General features: G+C 34.0%; 14 protein-coding genes. 4 read left to right on the top strand and 10 right to left on the bottom strand.

Going from position 1 to position 16,985, the window contains the following annotated elements:
• Window positions 1-14 precede the first annotated feature (14 nt).
• The 4 genes from ACQKM9_RS03635 to ACQKM9_RS03620 all read right to left on the bottom strand — a co-directional run bounded on the left by ACQKM9_RS03635 (window position 15) and on the right by ACQKM9_RS03620 (window position 4,553).
• Window positions 15-923, bottom strand: a complete 909-nt coding sequence (locus ACQKM9_RS03635) for an ABC transporter permease subunit (protein WP_427732700.1) — start codon at window positions 921-923, stop codon at window positions 15-17.
• Window positions 924-935: 12 nt separating this feature from the next.
• A complete protein-coding gene (gene gsiC / locus ACQKM9_RS03630) occupies window positions 936-1,856 on the bottom strand; it encodes a glutathione ABC transporter permease GsiC (protein ID WP_427732698.1) in 921 nt (306 codons plus the stop codon).
• Between the two features lie 76 nt (window positions 1,857-1,932).
• Window positions 1,933-3,510 carry a glutathione ABC transporter substrate-binding protein gene (locus tag ACQKM9_RS03625; RefSeq protein ID WP_427732696.1) on the bottom strand — a complete coding sequence of 526 codons (1,578 nt, stop codon included), beginning with the start codon at window positions 3,508-3,510 and terminating at the stop codon, window positions 1,933-1,935.
• A 17-nt stretch (window positions 3,511-3,527) separates the two neighbouring features.
• Window positions 3,528-4,553 (bottom strand): asparaginase, encoded by a 1,026-nt coding sequence (locus ACQKM9_RS03620; RefSeq protein ID WP_427732694.1) that lies wholly within the window; start codon window positions 4,551-4,553, stop codon window positions 3,528-3,530.
• A gap of 701 nt (window positions 4,554-5,254) precedes the next feature.
• Between ACQKM9_RS03620 and ACQKM9_RS03615 the strand changes: the two genes are divergently transcribed.
• Window positions 5,255-6,979, top strand: coding sequence for a helix-turn-helix domain-containing protein (locus ACQKM9_RS03615; protein WP_427732693.1), 1,725 nt, complete (start codon window positions 5,255-5,257; stop codon window positions 6,977-6,979).
• A gap of 50 nt (window positions 6,980-7,029) precedes the next feature.
• Here the strand turns inward: ACQKM9_RS03615 and ACQKM9_RS03610 are convergent, their stop codons facing one another.
• Window positions 7,030-8,214: a M20 metallopeptidase family protein gene (locus ACQKM9_RS03610; protein WP_427732692.1), complete on the bottom strand. Its 1,185-nt coding sequence runs from the start codon at window positions 8,212-8,214 to the stop codon at window positions 7,030-7,032.
• A gap of 10 nt (window positions 8,215-8,224) precedes the next feature.
• Entirely contained in the window at window positions 8,225-9,754 is a 1,530-nt protein-coding gene (locus ACQKM9_RS03605; protein WP_427732691.1) for an AbgT family transporter, read from the bottom strand.
• Window positions 9,755-10,298: 544 nt separating this feature from the next.
• Between ACQKM9_RS03605 and ACQKM9_RS03600 the strand changes: the two genes are divergently transcribed.
• A complete protein-coding gene (locus ACQKM9_RS03600; protein ID WP_427732689.1) occupies window positions 10,299-11,003 on the top strand; it encodes a class I SAM-dependent methyltransferase in 705 nt (234 codons plus the stop codon).
• A gap of 55 nt (window positions 11,004-11,058) precedes the next feature.
• Here the strand turns inward: ACQKM9_RS03600 and ACQKM9_RS03595 are convergent, their stop codons facing one another.
• The gene (locus ACQKM9_RS03595) at window positions 11,059-11,505 is read right to left on the bottom strand and encodes a CoxG family protein (RefSeq protein WP_427732687.1); all 447 of its coding nucleotides are present in this window, start codon (window positions 11,503-11,505) and stop codon (window positions 11,059-11,061) included.
• A gap of 1,012 nt (window positions 11,506-12,517) precedes the next feature.
• A complete protein-coding gene (locus ACQKM9_RS03590; protein WP_427732685.1) occupies window positions 12,518-13,681 on the bottom strand; it encodes an NlpC/P60 family protein in 1,164 nt (387 codons plus the stop codon).
• A 326-nt stretch (window positions 13,682-14,007) separates the two neighbouring features.
• On the opposite strand from ACQKM9_RS03590, the gene ACQKM9_RS03585 reads away from it, so the two are divergent.
• A complete protein-coding gene (locus ACQKM9_RS03585) occupies window positions 14,008-14,604 on the top strand; it encodes a metallophosphoesterase family protein (protein WP_427732683.1) in 597 nt (198 codons plus the stop codon).
• 37 nt (window positions 14,605-14,641) lie between these two features.
• On the opposite strand, the gene ACQKM9_RS03580 is transcribed toward ACQKM9_RS03585, so the two are convergent.
• On the bottom strand, window positions 14,642-15,394 hold the full coding sequence (locus ACQKM9_RS03580) for an alpha/beta hydrolase (RefSeq protein ID WP_427732681.1): 753 nt from the start codon (window positions 15,392-15,394) through the stop codon (window positions 14,642-14,644).
• 304 nt (window positions 15,395-15,698) lie between these two features.
• Here ACQKM9_RS03580 and ACQKM9_RS03575 point away from each other — a divergent pair, with 304 nt between their 5' ends.
• Window positions 15,699-16,604, top strand: a complete 906-nt coding sequence (locus ACQKM9_RS03575) for a LysR family transcriptional regulator (protein ID WP_427732679.1) — start codon at window positions 15,699-15,701, stop codon at window positions 16,602-16,604.
• A gap of 44 nt (window positions 16,605-16,648) precedes the next feature.
• On the opposite strand, the gene ACQKM9_RS03570 is transcribed toward ACQKM9_RS03575, so the two are convergent.
• Window positions 16,649-16,963, bottom strand: coding sequence for a hypothetical protein (locus tag ACQKM9_RS03570; RefSeq protein ID WP_427732677.1), 315 nt, complete (start codon window positions 16,961-16,963; stop codon window positions 16,649-16,651).
• Between the last annotated feature and the right edge of the window lie 22 nt (window positions 16,964-16,985).

Here is a 16,985-nt window from a genome sequence, read left to right as displayed (position 1 = left end):
AAGGTAACTCCTTTCTAATCTTTGATTTTCGGATCTAACGCATCACGCAAACCATCACCAAATAGATTAAAGGCAAGTACAGTTAACATAATTGCCATCCCTGGAAAGATTGTAATATGTGGCGCGGAACCTAAATAATCTCGTCCTGCACTTAGCATAGCTCCCCATTCTGGTGAAGGTGGTTGTGCACCCAGTCCTAAAAAGCTTAAACTTGCTGCTGTTAAAATGGAGGTACCTAAACGCATTGTAAAATATACAATTATGCTTGAAATAGCACCTGGGAATATGTGACGCCAAATGATTCTAAAGTTTTTTGCCCCTAATGATTTGGTAGCCTCAACATACAGTGATGATTTAAGCATTAAAGTATTACTTCGAACTATCCTAGCAAACATTGGTATTGTAAAAATTGCTACAGCAACAACAACATTTTCTAAACCAGGGCCTAAAATAGCGATAATACCAATCGCCAAAAGGATTCCAGGAAATGCAAAGAGTACATCACAAAATCTCATAATGATGCTATCTATCCACTTCCCATAAAAACCGCTAATCAGCCCTAAAATAGTTCCTATTACTGCTCCAGCGAATACAGAAGTAAATCCTACTAGCAATGAAATTTTTGTACCTACAATAATTCTGCTAAATATATCTCGTCCAAACGCATCAGTTCCAGCCCAATGTTCCCAAGATGGTCCTTGCAAAGCCTGCATATAATCTGGTTTGGCATAATTAAAGGGTGCAATAAAAGGTCCAATTATCGAAATAACAATTAAAAAAATTATAAATACACCTGCAATAAGTGCTAACTTTTGCTTTTTAAATTTTTTCCAAAACTCTTTTGCAGGCGATTTTCTTACTGTCTTTTCATATGATTGCGGTAATACTTCTTCTATTACTTCTAATTCTTTTGTTTTTTGCATTTTTTCGCCTCCTTAAGAGTAACGAATTTGTGGGTTTAAAAATCCATACATTAAGTCCACAACTAAGTTAATAAGTATAAACTCTACCGAAAATAATAAGATTTCAGCTTGGATAATAGGATAATCCCGTGTTGCTATTGCATCTATTAATAATCGGCCTAAACCAGGGAAGCTGAAAACAGTTTCTGTAACAACTGAGCCCCCCAATAAAAATCCGAATTGTAATCCCGTCATTGTTATGACAGGAATCATCGCATTTTTTATTGCATGTCTTTTTACAAGGCTATTTTCTGCAAATCCTTTAGCTCGTCCTGTTCTAATATAGTCTTCTTTTAGTACATCCATTAGTGAAGACCTAGAGAATCGGGCAATTATAGCGGCAACCCCTGTTCCAAGCGTAATAGAGGGAAGAATGTATCCTCGCCAATCCTCTAAGCCCCCTGTTGGTAACCACCCCAATTTAACAGAGAATAATTGCATTAAAAGTAATCCTAGCCAGAAAGAAGGGATTGAAATTCCTACAACTGCTATCAACATGCCAGTATAATCCTGCCACTTATTTCTTTTTACAGCAGATACTATGCCTATTAGGATACCTACAATACATGCCCATAACATGCTCCAAAAAGTTAACCAAAAAGTAGGTATAAATCTGCCTGCTAATTCGTCAAAAACGGGTTTATGTGTCTTTAATGAAGTTCCGAGATCACCCTTCATTAAATTACCGATAAATGTAAAATATTGTTCGTGCATTGGCTTATCTAAACCTAAATCCTTCCGAACCAGTTCAATTGTTTCTTTATTTGCATCAGGTCCCGCTACTAATCGGGCGGCATCTCCAGGTATCAAATGTACAAATAAAAAAACGATGATCGTAACAATAAACAGAATAGGTATCATTCCTAACAACCTTCGAAGCAAATATTGAAGCATTAATGATCATCTCCTCTAACAGCAAATTGAATAATTAAGCGCTATATTTAATTTATATAGCGCTTAATTTGACTCATTATTCGATTATTAATTGATCGATAGATAATGAACCATCTGGTAGTAATACCATTCCGTCAATGTTCTTTTTCTTCGCAAAAATCGTATCTGGATTAGATACTGCTACCCAAGGAACTTCATTCCATATTGTGCTTTGAATTTCGTTATATGCTTTTGTACGTGCTCCTTCATCAGATGTTGCTAGAGCATCTTTTAGTAATTTATTTACCTTCTCATTTGAATAGTAAGAAATATTATAAGAATTCGGAGGGAATGAATCTCCTCCTAACAATGGTCGAATTCCCCAATCGGCTTCACCTGTTGATGGTGACCATCCGCCGAAGTATAATTCCACCTTAGAATCCTCAGGTTTATCTACTGACCAAAGTGAACTATCTAAAGTACCACTTTCCATAGGTACTACCTCTAAATCGATTTTCAATTCTGCTAATGATTGCTGAATGAATTCCATTGCTTTAATATAATTTGATGAATTAGTTGCCCATACTTTTGTTTTAAAACCTTTTTCTAACCCTGCCTCTTTCAGTAAAGCTTTTGCTTTTTCTACATCATAGGCAAATGGTTCTTGCTCTGAGTAGAATTTTACTTGTTTCCCGATTACAGACGTAGCTTGGCTTGCATAATCGTTGTATACAACTTTGATCAACGCTTCTTTATCAATAGCATAATTTAATGCTTGTCTAACTCGAATATCATCAAATGGTTTTTTCTTCACGTTCATAGATAAGTAGTTCACAACAATGGAAGGATTATTTTCAACAGACACGCCAGAATTCTTAAGTGAGTCTATTTGCTCCGTTGGAACTGGATATACAAAATCCGCCTCTCCTGTTTGAATCATAGCTGTTCTTGCACCATTTTCAGGAACTGGCTTAAATGTTATAGAGTCTGCATTTGGACCATCTGCATTCCAATACCCATCGAATTTTTTCACTTTAATAATATCGCTGGAGTCCCAAGATACGAATTCGTATGGCCCCGTTCCTACAGGTCCTTTACTAACTTCTTTTTTCTTTTCTTCTAGAGATTTCGGGCTATGAATCATTGCCGATGGATGTGCAAAATTATTAATCATTGCAGCAAAAGATTCTTTTAAAGTAAATTTAACAGTGTAATCATCTATAACAGTAGTTTCTTTAATATTAGAAAACAGACTGTATCTTTTTAGAGCATTATCTGGATTAGATATACGGTCAAAATTCACTTTTACAGCATCTGCATTAAAATCTGTACCATCTTGGAATTTAACATTTTTTCTAAGCTTAAATGTAAATTCCGTAGCATCGCCATTTGCCTCATAGCTTTCTGCTAACTTAGGAATTACTTTCATATCCTTGTCAAAACCTAATAATCCTTCCATCATTGTTTTTTGGACAGAGTTATCAAGTGTATTATTAGAATCATGCGGATCTAATGTTACAAAGTTAGCGCTTACAGCTACAACTAGATCTTTCTTCGCTCCTGAATTGCCTTTTGATGAAGATTCTTCAGATGATTTTTCTCCTGAACAAGCTACTAAAATTAGCGATAAAACCAACAACATACTAAGCAAAATTAATGACCTTCTTTTAAACATTAAAACCACTCCCCTTATCATTTTGATGTTATATCATTGGTACGATGAAGCATAAATTTAGGTATCACTGTTCCCACTATCTGTTTTCTTACATTTTTTAATGGTGTTTCATGAAATGGTTTCAAAGATTCTATTTCTTCTTTAGTAATTAGATTTAATTGTTTCAGGACTTCCACAGCTACAGGATAAACTGCACGACTATTACCATCATCAATCTTAATCGCTATACCAATACCTGTATCAATATGACCAATGCAATATACTGCCTCAGCACCCGCTTTTCCAAACAACTTGCCCTTTGTTACGGTCATTAGGCTCGTACAAAATGTATCTGTCCCACCTACCATCTCAGGAGCTGAAGTCATCGCTTGAATAATTTTTCGACTAGCATGTTGTTTACTTTGAGAGAGATTCTGCGGGTTTGACATTCGGGCATATCCTAACGCTATGTTATAAAGGGGTAAGCCATGTACTGGTACACCACAGCCATCTATACCAATATCAATTTGCTCCCTTGGATATTCACAAACTTCACTAATTGTATCGAGAATTCTTTGCTGGACAGGATGTTCGAGAAGGAAGTAGTTTTCCAAGTCCTCCCCCATCACTTTTGCTGTTAGGAGCATTCCGGTATGTTTGCCAGAGCAATTATTATATATTGCAGTAATTGGTTTTCCTTCCTGCAATAGCTTTTTATATTCTTCTTCTATTCTAGGAGGGTGCGCACCACACTTTAGATTGGAAACGCCCATTAAAGCTGTTTCAAGTAAATTTTGTACTCTTTCTGTGTGCATGGGTTCCCCTATATGCGATGCACAACAAAGAGAGAGATCTGCATCTTCAAAAAAATACGTTTCGTCCACCTGTTGTTCAACAATCGGTATAGCTTGTATAGGTTTCATAGATGATCTGGCATATACTTTTTTGTAAGGATTACCCATCTCATAAAGAAGTTCACCGTGAGAATTTACAATTGCAATATGTCCACTATGTACACTCTCAATAAGCCCACCTCGAATAACATTAACTAATTCTTCACCCATAAAATTACCCCCTTAATTAAAAAAATATATATTGTTCAAAGATTAAATATACATTTTGTGTATATTAAAACAAATTTCCCTAGAAGTATATGTTTTCGACAGAACCATTGTTTAAATTTCAAAATAATACATCATTTACACAGAATATTCTAACTATTAAGATTAGTAATAGTGTTATTAAAAATAAGAGGAGACTATAAAATGATGGTGATAAATAAATTATTGAAATCAAACCTGAAGGTAAAATTGAAGATACAGGGGACGACATGGAAAGTGTCTTGAAAGAGTAAATCTAATTTAAAAATAGTTAGTAGAAGAAATTAAAAGGATTCCTCATGCTTGTTTCTTTGTTTTTTGATGGAATCACTACCCTAGTTGCTTATCAGTTTCCTTTTTGTAATTATTTTTCTAAATTATCGGAATAGTTATGATAAAATAATAAATACAGGCTATAATTTTGGACACACCAGATATTAATATTAAAATTGGGTCCATGCGAGCTATAACCATTGAATTATTTTGTATGCGAAGCTGGAGAATTCATATATTTAACTTATTTTTAAGGTACACATCTATTTGTAAGTCAATATTCTTAAACAGACTTTCAGCTTAAAGTGTCTTTCATTCATACGATGTTGCTACTTTTTAAATCTATTTCATTGTCTTATAGATAAACCAATTAAATAAACGGAGCTCATTATATGCAAATTAGAGAAACAGGATTAGTAAAGCAATGGCAAGCCTTTATAGAAATTACCAAAAACATAGAAAATACTACCGATGTTCAGAAAATAATTGAAGTCGTTATCGATACAATCGATAACGCAGACGGTGGTTTCTTACTTTTGTGGGATACGATACAAGAGACTCTCATTATTGAAGCAGCAGTTAATTTTAAAGAAGAATATTATATTCATAGCAGGCTCGCTCCTGGAGAAGGTATATCCGGCACTGTATTTAAAACTGGAAAGACATTAGTTATCCATGGTGAAAGAGAAGTAAAAAAGGCAATGAGTAACATGAAAGAACCTAATTATCAATATTACTTAAAATCTTCCATTCAGCAATTTCCACCGAAAAGCTGCCTTTCAGTACCTATTACCTATAAGGAGACAAAAATCGGTGTCTTAACTTTAGATAATTTCTTCTCAGATGAAGATTTCACTGAAGAAGAAATAGGATTTGTTGAAGCAATTGCTACTCAAATTGCAATGGTCTTAATACTTAGTCAAAATCTTGAGGAAAAAGAAAAACGCGCACAAACTTTGAGTTCAACATTAGCATCTCACCATAATTTAAATGAAATTATATTAAATGAACGTGATACAAAACAGATTATTTTATCATTAGCAAGTATGATTGACAAAGAAATCTTGTATTTTGATGCAAATGGTCATTATTTGTTTGGTAGCCATACAAGTACTAATATGAATCTACCATTGATAATAGATTGGATAGAACAATCACTTTATCAATTCCCTTCAAAAAAACAGTATTTTCAAGTTAATTTGCCCAACGAAATGACTGGATATATTTTCAAAATATCATCTTTATATGGTATAACCGGTTATCTTCTAGTTATTTGCCCTACAAATTCACTAGATATTTATTCAAAATTAACCCTATCCCATGGCACTGCAATAATGGCTATTGAACAAATGAAGGAGCAAAAATTTTTAGAATCAAAAGTCCAAGAAAGAATGGCACTCTTTCGAGAATTACTGATTGATCAATCAGTTCAGACATTAAACACGATTCTAGATGATACATACTTTCAGGCATACTGCTTACTTTCTTATAAGCAAGAAGGTTTTAACGAGACGAATTATGCAAACTTACTAAATCTAGAAACTCAATATCAAAATAAATTCCAACCAATTGGGAACTGCATATTTTTTCCACATAAAGATTCTTTAATTATTTTAATTGCCTTAAGAGATCCACATGAGAACATCGAAAATTCTCTTAATAAATATATTACTCTACAAAATAATGAACGAATTTTAATTGGTCGAATTATAACTAATATTGGTGGAATATTAGCATCTTATCAGGATCTAGAACTCTTACAGAATACTCAACACTTACTAGATGGAACAATTATTTCATATAAAAAACTTGGAATATATCGTTATCTACTATCTATGTCTTCCATAGAAAAACAATATTTTATCGAAGAAATATTGAATCCTATCTTACCCTCTCAAGATAACAAACTTACTAAGAACGACTTATTAGATACACTTATTAATTATTTTCATTGTCATAAAAATGTTGCTCAAACTGCAGAACGAATGCATATGCATCAAAATACAGTCTACTATAGAATCCAACAAATAGAAGAAAAACTCCAACTTGATTTAAACGATAGTCAGCATTCTATGAATATACAAGCTGCTTTGTTTTTATATAAACAGCAACCATAAAAAATCCACGAGACTAAAACTCTCGTGGATTTTCATTTTTATACATTTTATTAGTTGTTCTTGTTTTCAGCCAAATATTTCAGTGTTGCAGCGCCTAAAGTATTTGCAGCTATTAACATAGCACGCTCATCAATATTAAATCTAGGATGATGATGAGGGAAAACCTCTTCCCAATTCGGATCTTTCGCACCTGTAAAGAAGAAGGTACCAGGGACATGTTTTAGATAATAGGCAAAGTCTTCTCCACCCATTACCGGCTCACAAACACGAAGTTCATCCACACCTGGAACTTGTGGTACTAAATCCATAATGAATTCCGTTTCTTTCGTATGATTCACAACAGCAGGATACCCACGTACAAAATTATATTCATAATCTGCTTTTGTTAAATAACATGAAGCTTTTAATACTTCTTCAATTTCTTTTTCCAATAAATCGCGTGTATCCTCATCAAATGTACGAACCGTACCTTTCATGTAAATAGAGTCTGCAATTACATTAAAAGGATTTAGCGCTTCAATATGTCCTATTGAAACTACAGCTGGTTTAATCGGGTCTACACGGCGAGCAACTAGTTGCTGTAGATTTGTGATAAATTGAGCAGCAATTACGATTGAGTCCTTTGTATTACTTGGATCGGAGCCATGTCCGCCCTTTCCTTTCACAGTAATATAGATGCCATCAGCCGCTGCCATTAAAGGACCATCTTTTATCATAATATTCCCTACTGGTTCAGGAGCCCATAAATGTGTACCAAATATAACGTCTACTCCTTCTAAACAACCATCTTCTATCATTGCAATTGCCCCACCAGGAGCAAGTTCTTCAGCGTGCTGGTGGATAAATACGATTGTTCCTTCTAACTCTGCTTGAAGCTTATTTAATACTTTAGCTAGTACTAAAAGTGTTGCAGTATGACCGTCATGCCCACATGCATGCATAACGCCATCTACTCTAGATTTATAAGGGATATCATTTAGTTCTTGAATCGCTAAAGCATCAAAGTCTGCTCGAAGTGCGACAGTCTTACCTGGTTTTGCACCATGCAATTTTGCAACTACACCTCGTCCGCCTACACCTTCAGTTACTTCATGCCCAAGGTTACGATGATATTCAGCAATATATTTAGGCGTATTTACTTCCTCAAAAGATAATTCCGGATTTTCATGTAGGAATCGTCTAATTTCAATCATTTCACCGTAATTATCTTTCAATAAATCATATAATTTTTCCATTTAAATTCCCTCACTTTAAGTAGATTGAATCACCAGGTCCAAGTGGTAATCCTAATAAGAACCAAATACTAAACAACAAAATCCATCCAATCGCAAAGATAACTGAGTATGGTAGTAAAGCGGAAATCAAAGTTCCTATACCAATATTTTTATCGTATTTTTTAGCAAAGGCTAAAAGAATGGCAAAGTAAGCAAGCATTGGTGTTATCGGATTCGTTATCGAATCCCCTACACGATAAACAGCCTGTGTTAGTGCTGGGCTATAATCCAAATACATGAACATTGGAACAAAGATTGGTGCTAATAATGCCCATTTAGCAGAAGCACTAGCAATTAGCATATTTATACTTGCGCATATTACGATAAAGCCAATTATCATTGGTAAACCTGTAAAATCCATCGCTTGTAATAGTTCGGCACCTTTAATCGCTAAAATCGGACCTATATTACTCCATCCAAAATAAGCAATCATTTGAGCTGCTACAAAAGCTAATACAATAAATGAAGCCATATCTGCAACAGATTTAAACATTTTCTCTGCGACATCTTTGTCACTCTTAATATTTCTTGTAACAATTCCATAAGCTAAAGCAGGCAACAGGAAGAAAAATAACATGATTGGTACAATACCCGTCATAAACGGTGAAGATAAGAATCCACCTGTTTCGGGGTCACGTAAAATACCATTAGATGGTACAACTGCAATTAATAGAATAATAACATATATTGCTGTGACAATACCTGCCCATTTCAAACCTTTATGTTCAAGAGGAGTAATAGGCTCAAGTTTTTCCAACTCACCTTTAAATTCTCCAAAACGTGGAATTGTAAATTTATGTGCTACAAATGTTCCTAAAGCAACTAAAACAAATGTTGAAGCAATAAGGAAATAATAGTTCATTGTTGCTCGACCAGTATATTCAGGATCTACTAACCGGGCTGCAGATTCTGTTATACCAAGTAATAGAACATCAAGCGAACTAATTAACAAGTTAGCACTAAAACCTCCCGCAATCGCGGCATATGTAACGACTAAACCAACAAGTGGATTTCGTCCAATACTCATAAAGATTAAAGCAGCAATTGGTGGTAAAACTATGAATGCTGCATCTGCAGCTACGTTCCCTACCAATCCTGTTAATATTAAAAATGGAATAATCAGTTTCTGTGGAGCACTCATCACAGATTTTTTCATCAATGCTGCGATCAAACCCGTTTGCTCTGCTAAACCGATACCAAGCATTGAAACAATAACCATTCCAAGAGGTGGGAATGAGGTAAAATTTGACTGCATTTCACCTAAAATACGTATTAAACCTTCTTGATTAAGTAAATTGATAACGGCAATTCTCTCATCTGTCCCAGGTTTCACAGCCGAAACATTGAACTTTGCCATTATCCATGACATTCCTAAGATTAAAAACGCCATTATGACGAAGAGCGTCACAGGATCGGGTAATTTATTACCCGCTTTCTCTACTCCATCTAAAAATCGTTCAATTATCTTCTTTTTTGGCTTTTTGCTCATCGTTTTCGTCATCGGAAACCCCCTTTTTTCTGAATATTTAAATGATAATGAATAATCAGTGATATTGATATAGTGTAAAATATGAAATTTACTTATTGTTTTTGGAGATTTCTCTAAAAAGATAAAAGAATGTCTCTTCTTGTATCGTTTCGAATACCTAAAATAGAATAACTACGACTATAAGTTGTATTTTTTTAATAATAGATGCTAATAAAAAACAAAGCTAACTTTGCTGCAAACCTACTTAATTTAGTGCTTCTACTGAAATATTATTGTAATAATTGTAAAAAAGGTTCTCTTGTTAAATAAGTGGATGCCCCTTAAAAACCGTTTAACAATATTCTCTTTTAGTTTTATTAACTCATCGTACAATTATCTATATTTTCAATTGAGTAGCATATAAGAGATCGTATGTTTATTTAAACAGCTTTTTGATGAACTATCTACTGTTAATCCCTTTCACTTTTAATAATCAATTAATGTATTTGTAACCATAAAATACCTAATTTTTGATAAGCTAATTTAGTAACATACATCAATTAAAAGGGGAGACAGCATGGAGTACATTAATAATTATGATGATTTAAAAAGTATGTTAGATAATTTACTTCGAGAACCCGAACAATTTTGGGATGAGTTTTATTCAGATCGTAAAAAGAGGATTCCTTTTTTTGAAAACAAACCGGATGAAAACCTAGTCAGTTATTTCGACCGACAACTTTTAAACTCTGGTAATGCATTAGAGTTGGGATGTGGACCAGGTAGAAATGCAATATACCTAACTGAAAAAGGATATAAAGTAGATGCAGTAGACTTATCTATTGAATCGTTAAAATGGGCTACGGACAGAACGATTGAAAAAAATATGTCAATCAATTTTATAAATCATAATATTTTCGATTTAAATATCGAAGATTCGAAATATGATTTAGTTTATGATTCAGGTTGTTTTCATCATATTGCACCACATAGGAGAATGGATTACAGAGATTTAATTAAAAAATCGCTAAAGCAAAACGGTTACTTTGCTATTAACTGTTTTATCGAAGATGGACCTATTGGAGGTTCTAGTATTTCAGATTGGGAAGTGTACAGGATAAAAAGTTTACAGGGAGGTTTAGGATTTACAGAAGAAAAGCTAAGAAGGATTTTCCATGACTTTGAGTGTATTGAAGTACGAAATATGAGAATTGCTGAATCAAATGAACCCGTTTTTGGTGTTGATGGATTGCTCACTGCTATCTTTCAGAAAAAGGTCTGAAAGCAGAAATCAAAAAAGTCTCTCCAATCGGAGAGACTTTTGACGATTTTCGCTATTAAACTTGGACTAATCGGATCTTATTTGCAACACGCTCAGTTAGCATAGTTGTTGCTTTTGGTAATACCGCTTTGAATACTGGATTTAAAACAGGTGCTACTAAACCGCCAGCATTTACTTCTAAGTAACCGACCATTTCGGTTTTTTCTGCTTCTAATGCTGTTGCTTCAAAATAGCCATTTCCAGTAAATTTATCTGTTAAACCAATGAGGTTAAATGTAATTTTAGTTGGCTCTATCCAATCAATAATATCTATTTGTACTTTTACAGTTTTTTTCAAGACACCGACATTTCCAGCAAATGTCCAAGTAGATTGACGATCATTGATAATTTCATGTTCTCTATATCCAGGCACAAGTGTTGCCCATTTCTCCATATTGCTTACAAAATCCCAAACTTCCGTCGCTGGTAATGGAATTTCTACTGCGTGTGATGCTGTTGCCATAATCGTTCACTACTTTCTCTATTCAATATTTACAATTACTATTATAGCGAAAATCTATCAAATAATCGACAAATTAATACATATCCAAAGTACTTTTTATCCTTCTTTTTGATTAATAAGTAAAATAATATTATAGCCACAATAGCATATTCATAAGTTTTCCAACTATGAAATCCTCGTCACTCATGACTTAATACCTATGAATTTTAATCATCATCACATATCAATTGGCGATGAATTACCTCACGATAGCCCATTGCCGCCTAACACTATCTATCTTGAATCAAAAAAGATAATATTTTAATGTACTTCAATATAATATTTGTCTATTAATCTATATAATCATTTCGCTGCTAGAATTCTATTCTCCCCAAGACATTTACCCTATTATTTTATATAATAAACCAAAAATCCCAGCGTTTTGCGTAAAGGTCTTTTTCAAGTACAAAGGTTAAGTCAAAATCAATAAGAAACATTTTCACTTGTTACAAATTGAGTTAAAAGCGTCAGAAAAACACTACCACTTTTGGATATAGTTCACTTGATAAAAGTCCTTGTTTATATGCAGGAGAACTTCCTTATGCTCTTCGCCTCCCTCTAATTTATCTAACATTTGGTTACTTTTTATAAAAGCTCTAAGTCCTACTATACTAAATATAGGAAAAACGCGACTGCAAAGGTGTTTGCAATCCCCATTGCCTATTTAAAAACCGTCTTTCCATCCTTCCAAATGTGTTCGGTATGTAATTAAGCCGTATCCACATCTGGGCTCATAATACCAAAAAGAGTTAACAATAATTCCCCTATCACTTTCATCCAAATAATTAATGGAAAAATTCTCAAACAGAAATAATTAATTGTGAATCATTTAAGCTATGCATTATTTGCATCGGATATGCAAGCACGATTGGTGAGGACTATTTTATATATCCGGATAAACGAAAAATCACATTATTGTATTATTTTTCTCATAAAAAAAGCTCTTTTATGATCAAAGAGCTTTTATGCTTGTTTAGTTTACACCCGAGACACGGCCAAATCCTACTAAATATTGATTCCACCAATCTAATGATTCAACAACGACACCATTATTTTGTGCATCTAACATCCTATTATTCCCTAAGTATATTCCAACGTGTGCAACACCTGAACCGTAACTGAAGAATACTAAATCCCCAGCTTTGGCACTACTACGGTCAATTTTTTTAGTTGCTAAATATTGCTGTGCAGCTGTTCTTGGAAGTGAGTATCCTGCTTGTTTGAATGACCACTGCGTTAAACCTGAACAATCAAACCCTGAACTAGGATTGCTTCCACCCCATACATAAGAAGTACCTAAATATTTACTAGCTTCTGCAATGGCTTCTGTTGCAGCTTGTGAACCTGAAACATTCGGTGCTGATTGATTGCCGTCATCTGGACTACCACCATTATTCCCATTTCCAGCATTAGTTCCATTCTCAACATTATTATCATCGCTTACAAATCGTGTATTCTGTAGATCCTTTAACTTCTGAGCTTCTTTTTCTTTTTCTTTCAACTCTTTTGCAATGCGTTCTTCCTCTTTTTTAGAGGCAATTTGTTTTTTTAGCTCTAATGATTCTACTTTATTTTCAGCCTTTTTTGTTTCAAGTGCATTTTCTTCCTCTTGCATTTGTTGGAATTGTTTTTGCAATTTTGCCTGTGTTTTTTCTAAAGCAACTTTTTGATCAGCCAATTTTTCTTTATCAGCTTCCTGTTCTTCTAACAAGTCTTGGTCTGCATCAATAATTGTTTTAACACTCATTGCTCTACTGACTAAGTCTGTAATACTGTCAGAACCAAGAACTGCCTCTATGTATGGGCTAACTGTGCTATCATTTTTTTGATAGGCTTTAAGTCGATCGTCGATTATTTCTGAACGATTATTTATACGCTCTTCAGTTTCCATAATTGAAGCATTCACTTTTTTTAAGTCTTTTTGAGTTACTTTGTAGGCTTCCGTCTTTTTTTGTAATTTCTTTTTTAAATCTTTAATCTCATTATCTAGCTTTTTGATTTTCTTATCTATCTTTACTTTTTTTTGTGTCATTTCTTGTGATGTTGCTGCATCTGCTTGTAGAGGTTGCGCGGTGTACATAAAGGCGCTTGTTAACGCTAATGTCATAACCGCGGTGCGGCCCCATTTCGTATTCATCTTCAAACTTAGTCAACTCATTTCTCTAATCATTATTTCAGTTTCCAAATTTCTCACTCGTTTATTCTACCATGCCTTGTAAAAAATGGGCACTGAATTTCCCAACCTTAATAAAAGCGTAATTCGTGTCATGTTTTTGTAACAATTAGATAAATTTGTCTCCTTATTAAAGTCGATACACTACACATCTATTTAATAAATGCTTTGTAAAGTGATTACATTTATCGACAAGTAGCTATACTATTTTTATCTATTAATGGTTATTTTACTGGTAATTTAATGTATGCTATTATTTCTAATATATTTTTGAGAGGATGATTACCTAAATGAAGTATGCATTGATTGGAGATTTGCACTCGTGTTTTGAAGATACTAACGCAGTTTTAAAACATATAAATGAAACGGCTGAAGATGCCACAATCATTGGTTTAGGTGATTTATTTGAATGCAAAATAGGAAAAAAGAGAGCAAAAAACATTAGGGGTCTAGCATTTGAAGAAGCTGCTGAGAATTCAGAGTACTTTAGCAATTTGTTACAGTTCCCTTCTGTACGAGGAAATCAGGAAGAGCGTATTATGCAAGTAACGGGCCTCCAAACTTTCCTAGAACTTCCAGAGATACTAAATATTGATGGCGCACTCATTATACATGGACATCAATTTAAGTGGTCGTTAGATTGGAAGCCCCTGTTTACAGAAGCTAAACAATCCGTCTTCTTTTTTGGTCATAGCCATGATTCCGCATTTTATAAAAAAGGTAAAAAAAAATCATTTACTTATGGTAAACCTATTCAATTGAAGGAAAAAAAATATGGTGTTAATGTTGGTGCTGTAATAGGGTCCAGAGAATGGTGTTTATATGATTCAACAGCACGAACTGTTACATTTATGAAGGCTCAACAAATGAAAAAGCACTCAAGTTAGTATATTAACTTGGGTGCCTCTCTTATGCCAGAAATTATTAGTTAGCGATTGACCAATCAATTTGATCTAGGAAATCCGTTACATCTTCACACACTTTATCGCGTTCTTTACCTGTTGTAATGATGTGCCCAGATTCTTTATACCAGATGATATCTTTTTCTTCTGCATCAACTTGTTCATAGATAAATGGTGCACTTTCTTGGTAAATCGGTGCATCTAAAGCACCTTGCATAACTAATGTCGGTGCTGTGATTTCATGTAAGTCTTCACAAGTTTCTTCTGTGATTTTTTGAATATCATTTAATGAGCCTTTTGGTGTTGCTTTTAAACTTTCAAGTTCAGCAATGATTTGTTCTCTTGTTTTTCCTTCAAATGATTTATATATTTTAGCATAGTCATAAAGACGATCAAAAAGCCCATCAGTATTATCACGCTTGATTGGTGCGCACATTGATACTACGCCTTTTACGGGGAACTCTTCTCCTACGCGTAATGAGAATACTGCACCAAGTGAAATACCAACTACTGCAATATCTTCGTATCCCTGGTCTTTTAAATGGTTATAGCCTGCAACAACATCATTCCACCAGTCTTCAGGACCTGTCTCAAGTAATTCTTCAGGTGATCCACCATGACCTTTATACATCGGTGCATGAACTGTATATCCTCGATCTTGCAAATGTTTTCCTAATCTTTTTACATCCTTTGTACTTCCTGTAAAGCCATGAAGTAATAATACTGCTTTACTTCCTCCCTCAAGTGTAAAAGATTTAGGTGCGACTAGTTTCATTTTGACTATCTCCTTTGTAATCGACAAGTAATTAATTTCTGGCTTTCGCCATTCCGTTTATATAAAACATATTTAATTTAATTTTCTTTAAAAAATCTTTAAAACATTAGAAATGTTTTCATTTCTATGTAAAGACTGTCTTTCTCAACAAAATATCTACTTAAAAATGTCAATATTTTTGTTGTGTCTATTTTATGTCTACCTCATATTAACATTGACGATTAATAATGTATAATTTATAATTCTTATCATTATCATGCATAAAAGGTATCAATTGATTCACTATAAAAAAGGTGGTCTTTTCATGGAATGGCAACAACTCGAATACTTCCAAAAACTAGCTAATATCCAACATATGACCCGCGCAGCAGAGCTTTTATCTATCTCACAACCTGCACTTAGTCGCTCTATCGCACGTCTTGAAGATGAGTTAGGCGTACCATTATTTGAAAGGCAAGGACGTTCAATTATTTTAAATCGTTACGGTGCTATGTTTTTAAAACGTGTAAATAATATTATGCAGGAATATCAGGATGGCTTACATGAAATTCAAGAGCTCGTCGCCCCTAATCAAGGTGAAGTTGCACTAGGCTTCTTACATACACTAGGTACAAATGTAGTACCTGATTTAATACGTCTATTCCGCAAAGATTTCCCTGATATCCATTTTCAACTTATTCAAAATCATACACATACACAATTGAAGCAATTAAAATCAGGTGAGCTTGATCTGTCCTTACTAGCAGCGATGGAAGTCGAAAAACCTATTCAATGGACTGAATTATGGCGAGATGAGTTGTATCTAATTGTTCCTATTTATCATCCACTAGCTATGAAAAAGAGTATTACACTTAAAGAATTAGCTGATGAATCATTTATTTTGTTAAAAAAAGGGTACGCTTTACGCATTACGGTTGATGAAATTTTCGAAAAAGTCGGGATTACACCTAAAATCACCTTTGTAGGTGATGAGGTAGGGACTGTTGCAGGGTTTGTAGCAAATGGACTTGGCTTTTCATTGTTACCAGACGGTGAGGAAATTAATCCTAGGAAAATTGCTAAAATTCATATCAGTGATGTGAAATGTGAACGTATTATTGGCATGGCCTGGGCAGAGGGGCGCTATTTATCCCCTGCTGCAAAGCAATTCCAAAAATTCATACTGGATTTCTTTGAGGCACGGAAAAAAGCAGAAAAAGAGCAGCAATAGGCTCTTTTTCTGCTTTTACTTTAGATTCAACTTCCATGTCCCTATTATTTTATTAACTCGACTACTAATTCAACTATTTCTCCTTCATGTTCTTCTAATAATTCCAAGATGTCTTGATCATCTATATAAAAATCATTGGCAAATTTGTTGCCACCATAACCATCTTTTCCTTCAAAATAGAAAATTTCAGCTGTACCTTTATATTCTTGTGATTGAGACTTTTGCAAATGTAAGTTCATTTGCACGTCTTCTCCATCAAAATCAATAAAGTATTTAGCAAGCGCAGTTTTATCTATGTAAAGGATATTCGGTCCTTTCATTTTTTGAATAATAATTATTCCTTTTAAAGCCGGCATCATAAATTCCTTTCTGCTATCTTAG

Source organism: Viridibacillus sp. NPDC093762 (genome assembly GCF_050279675.1).
Taxonomy (GTDB): Bacteria; Bacillota; Bacilli; order Bacillales_A; family Planococcaceae; genus Viridibacillus.
Note: the sequence above shows the minus strand (reverse complement) of the source record. Positions and strands in the feature narration are given on the sequence as shown.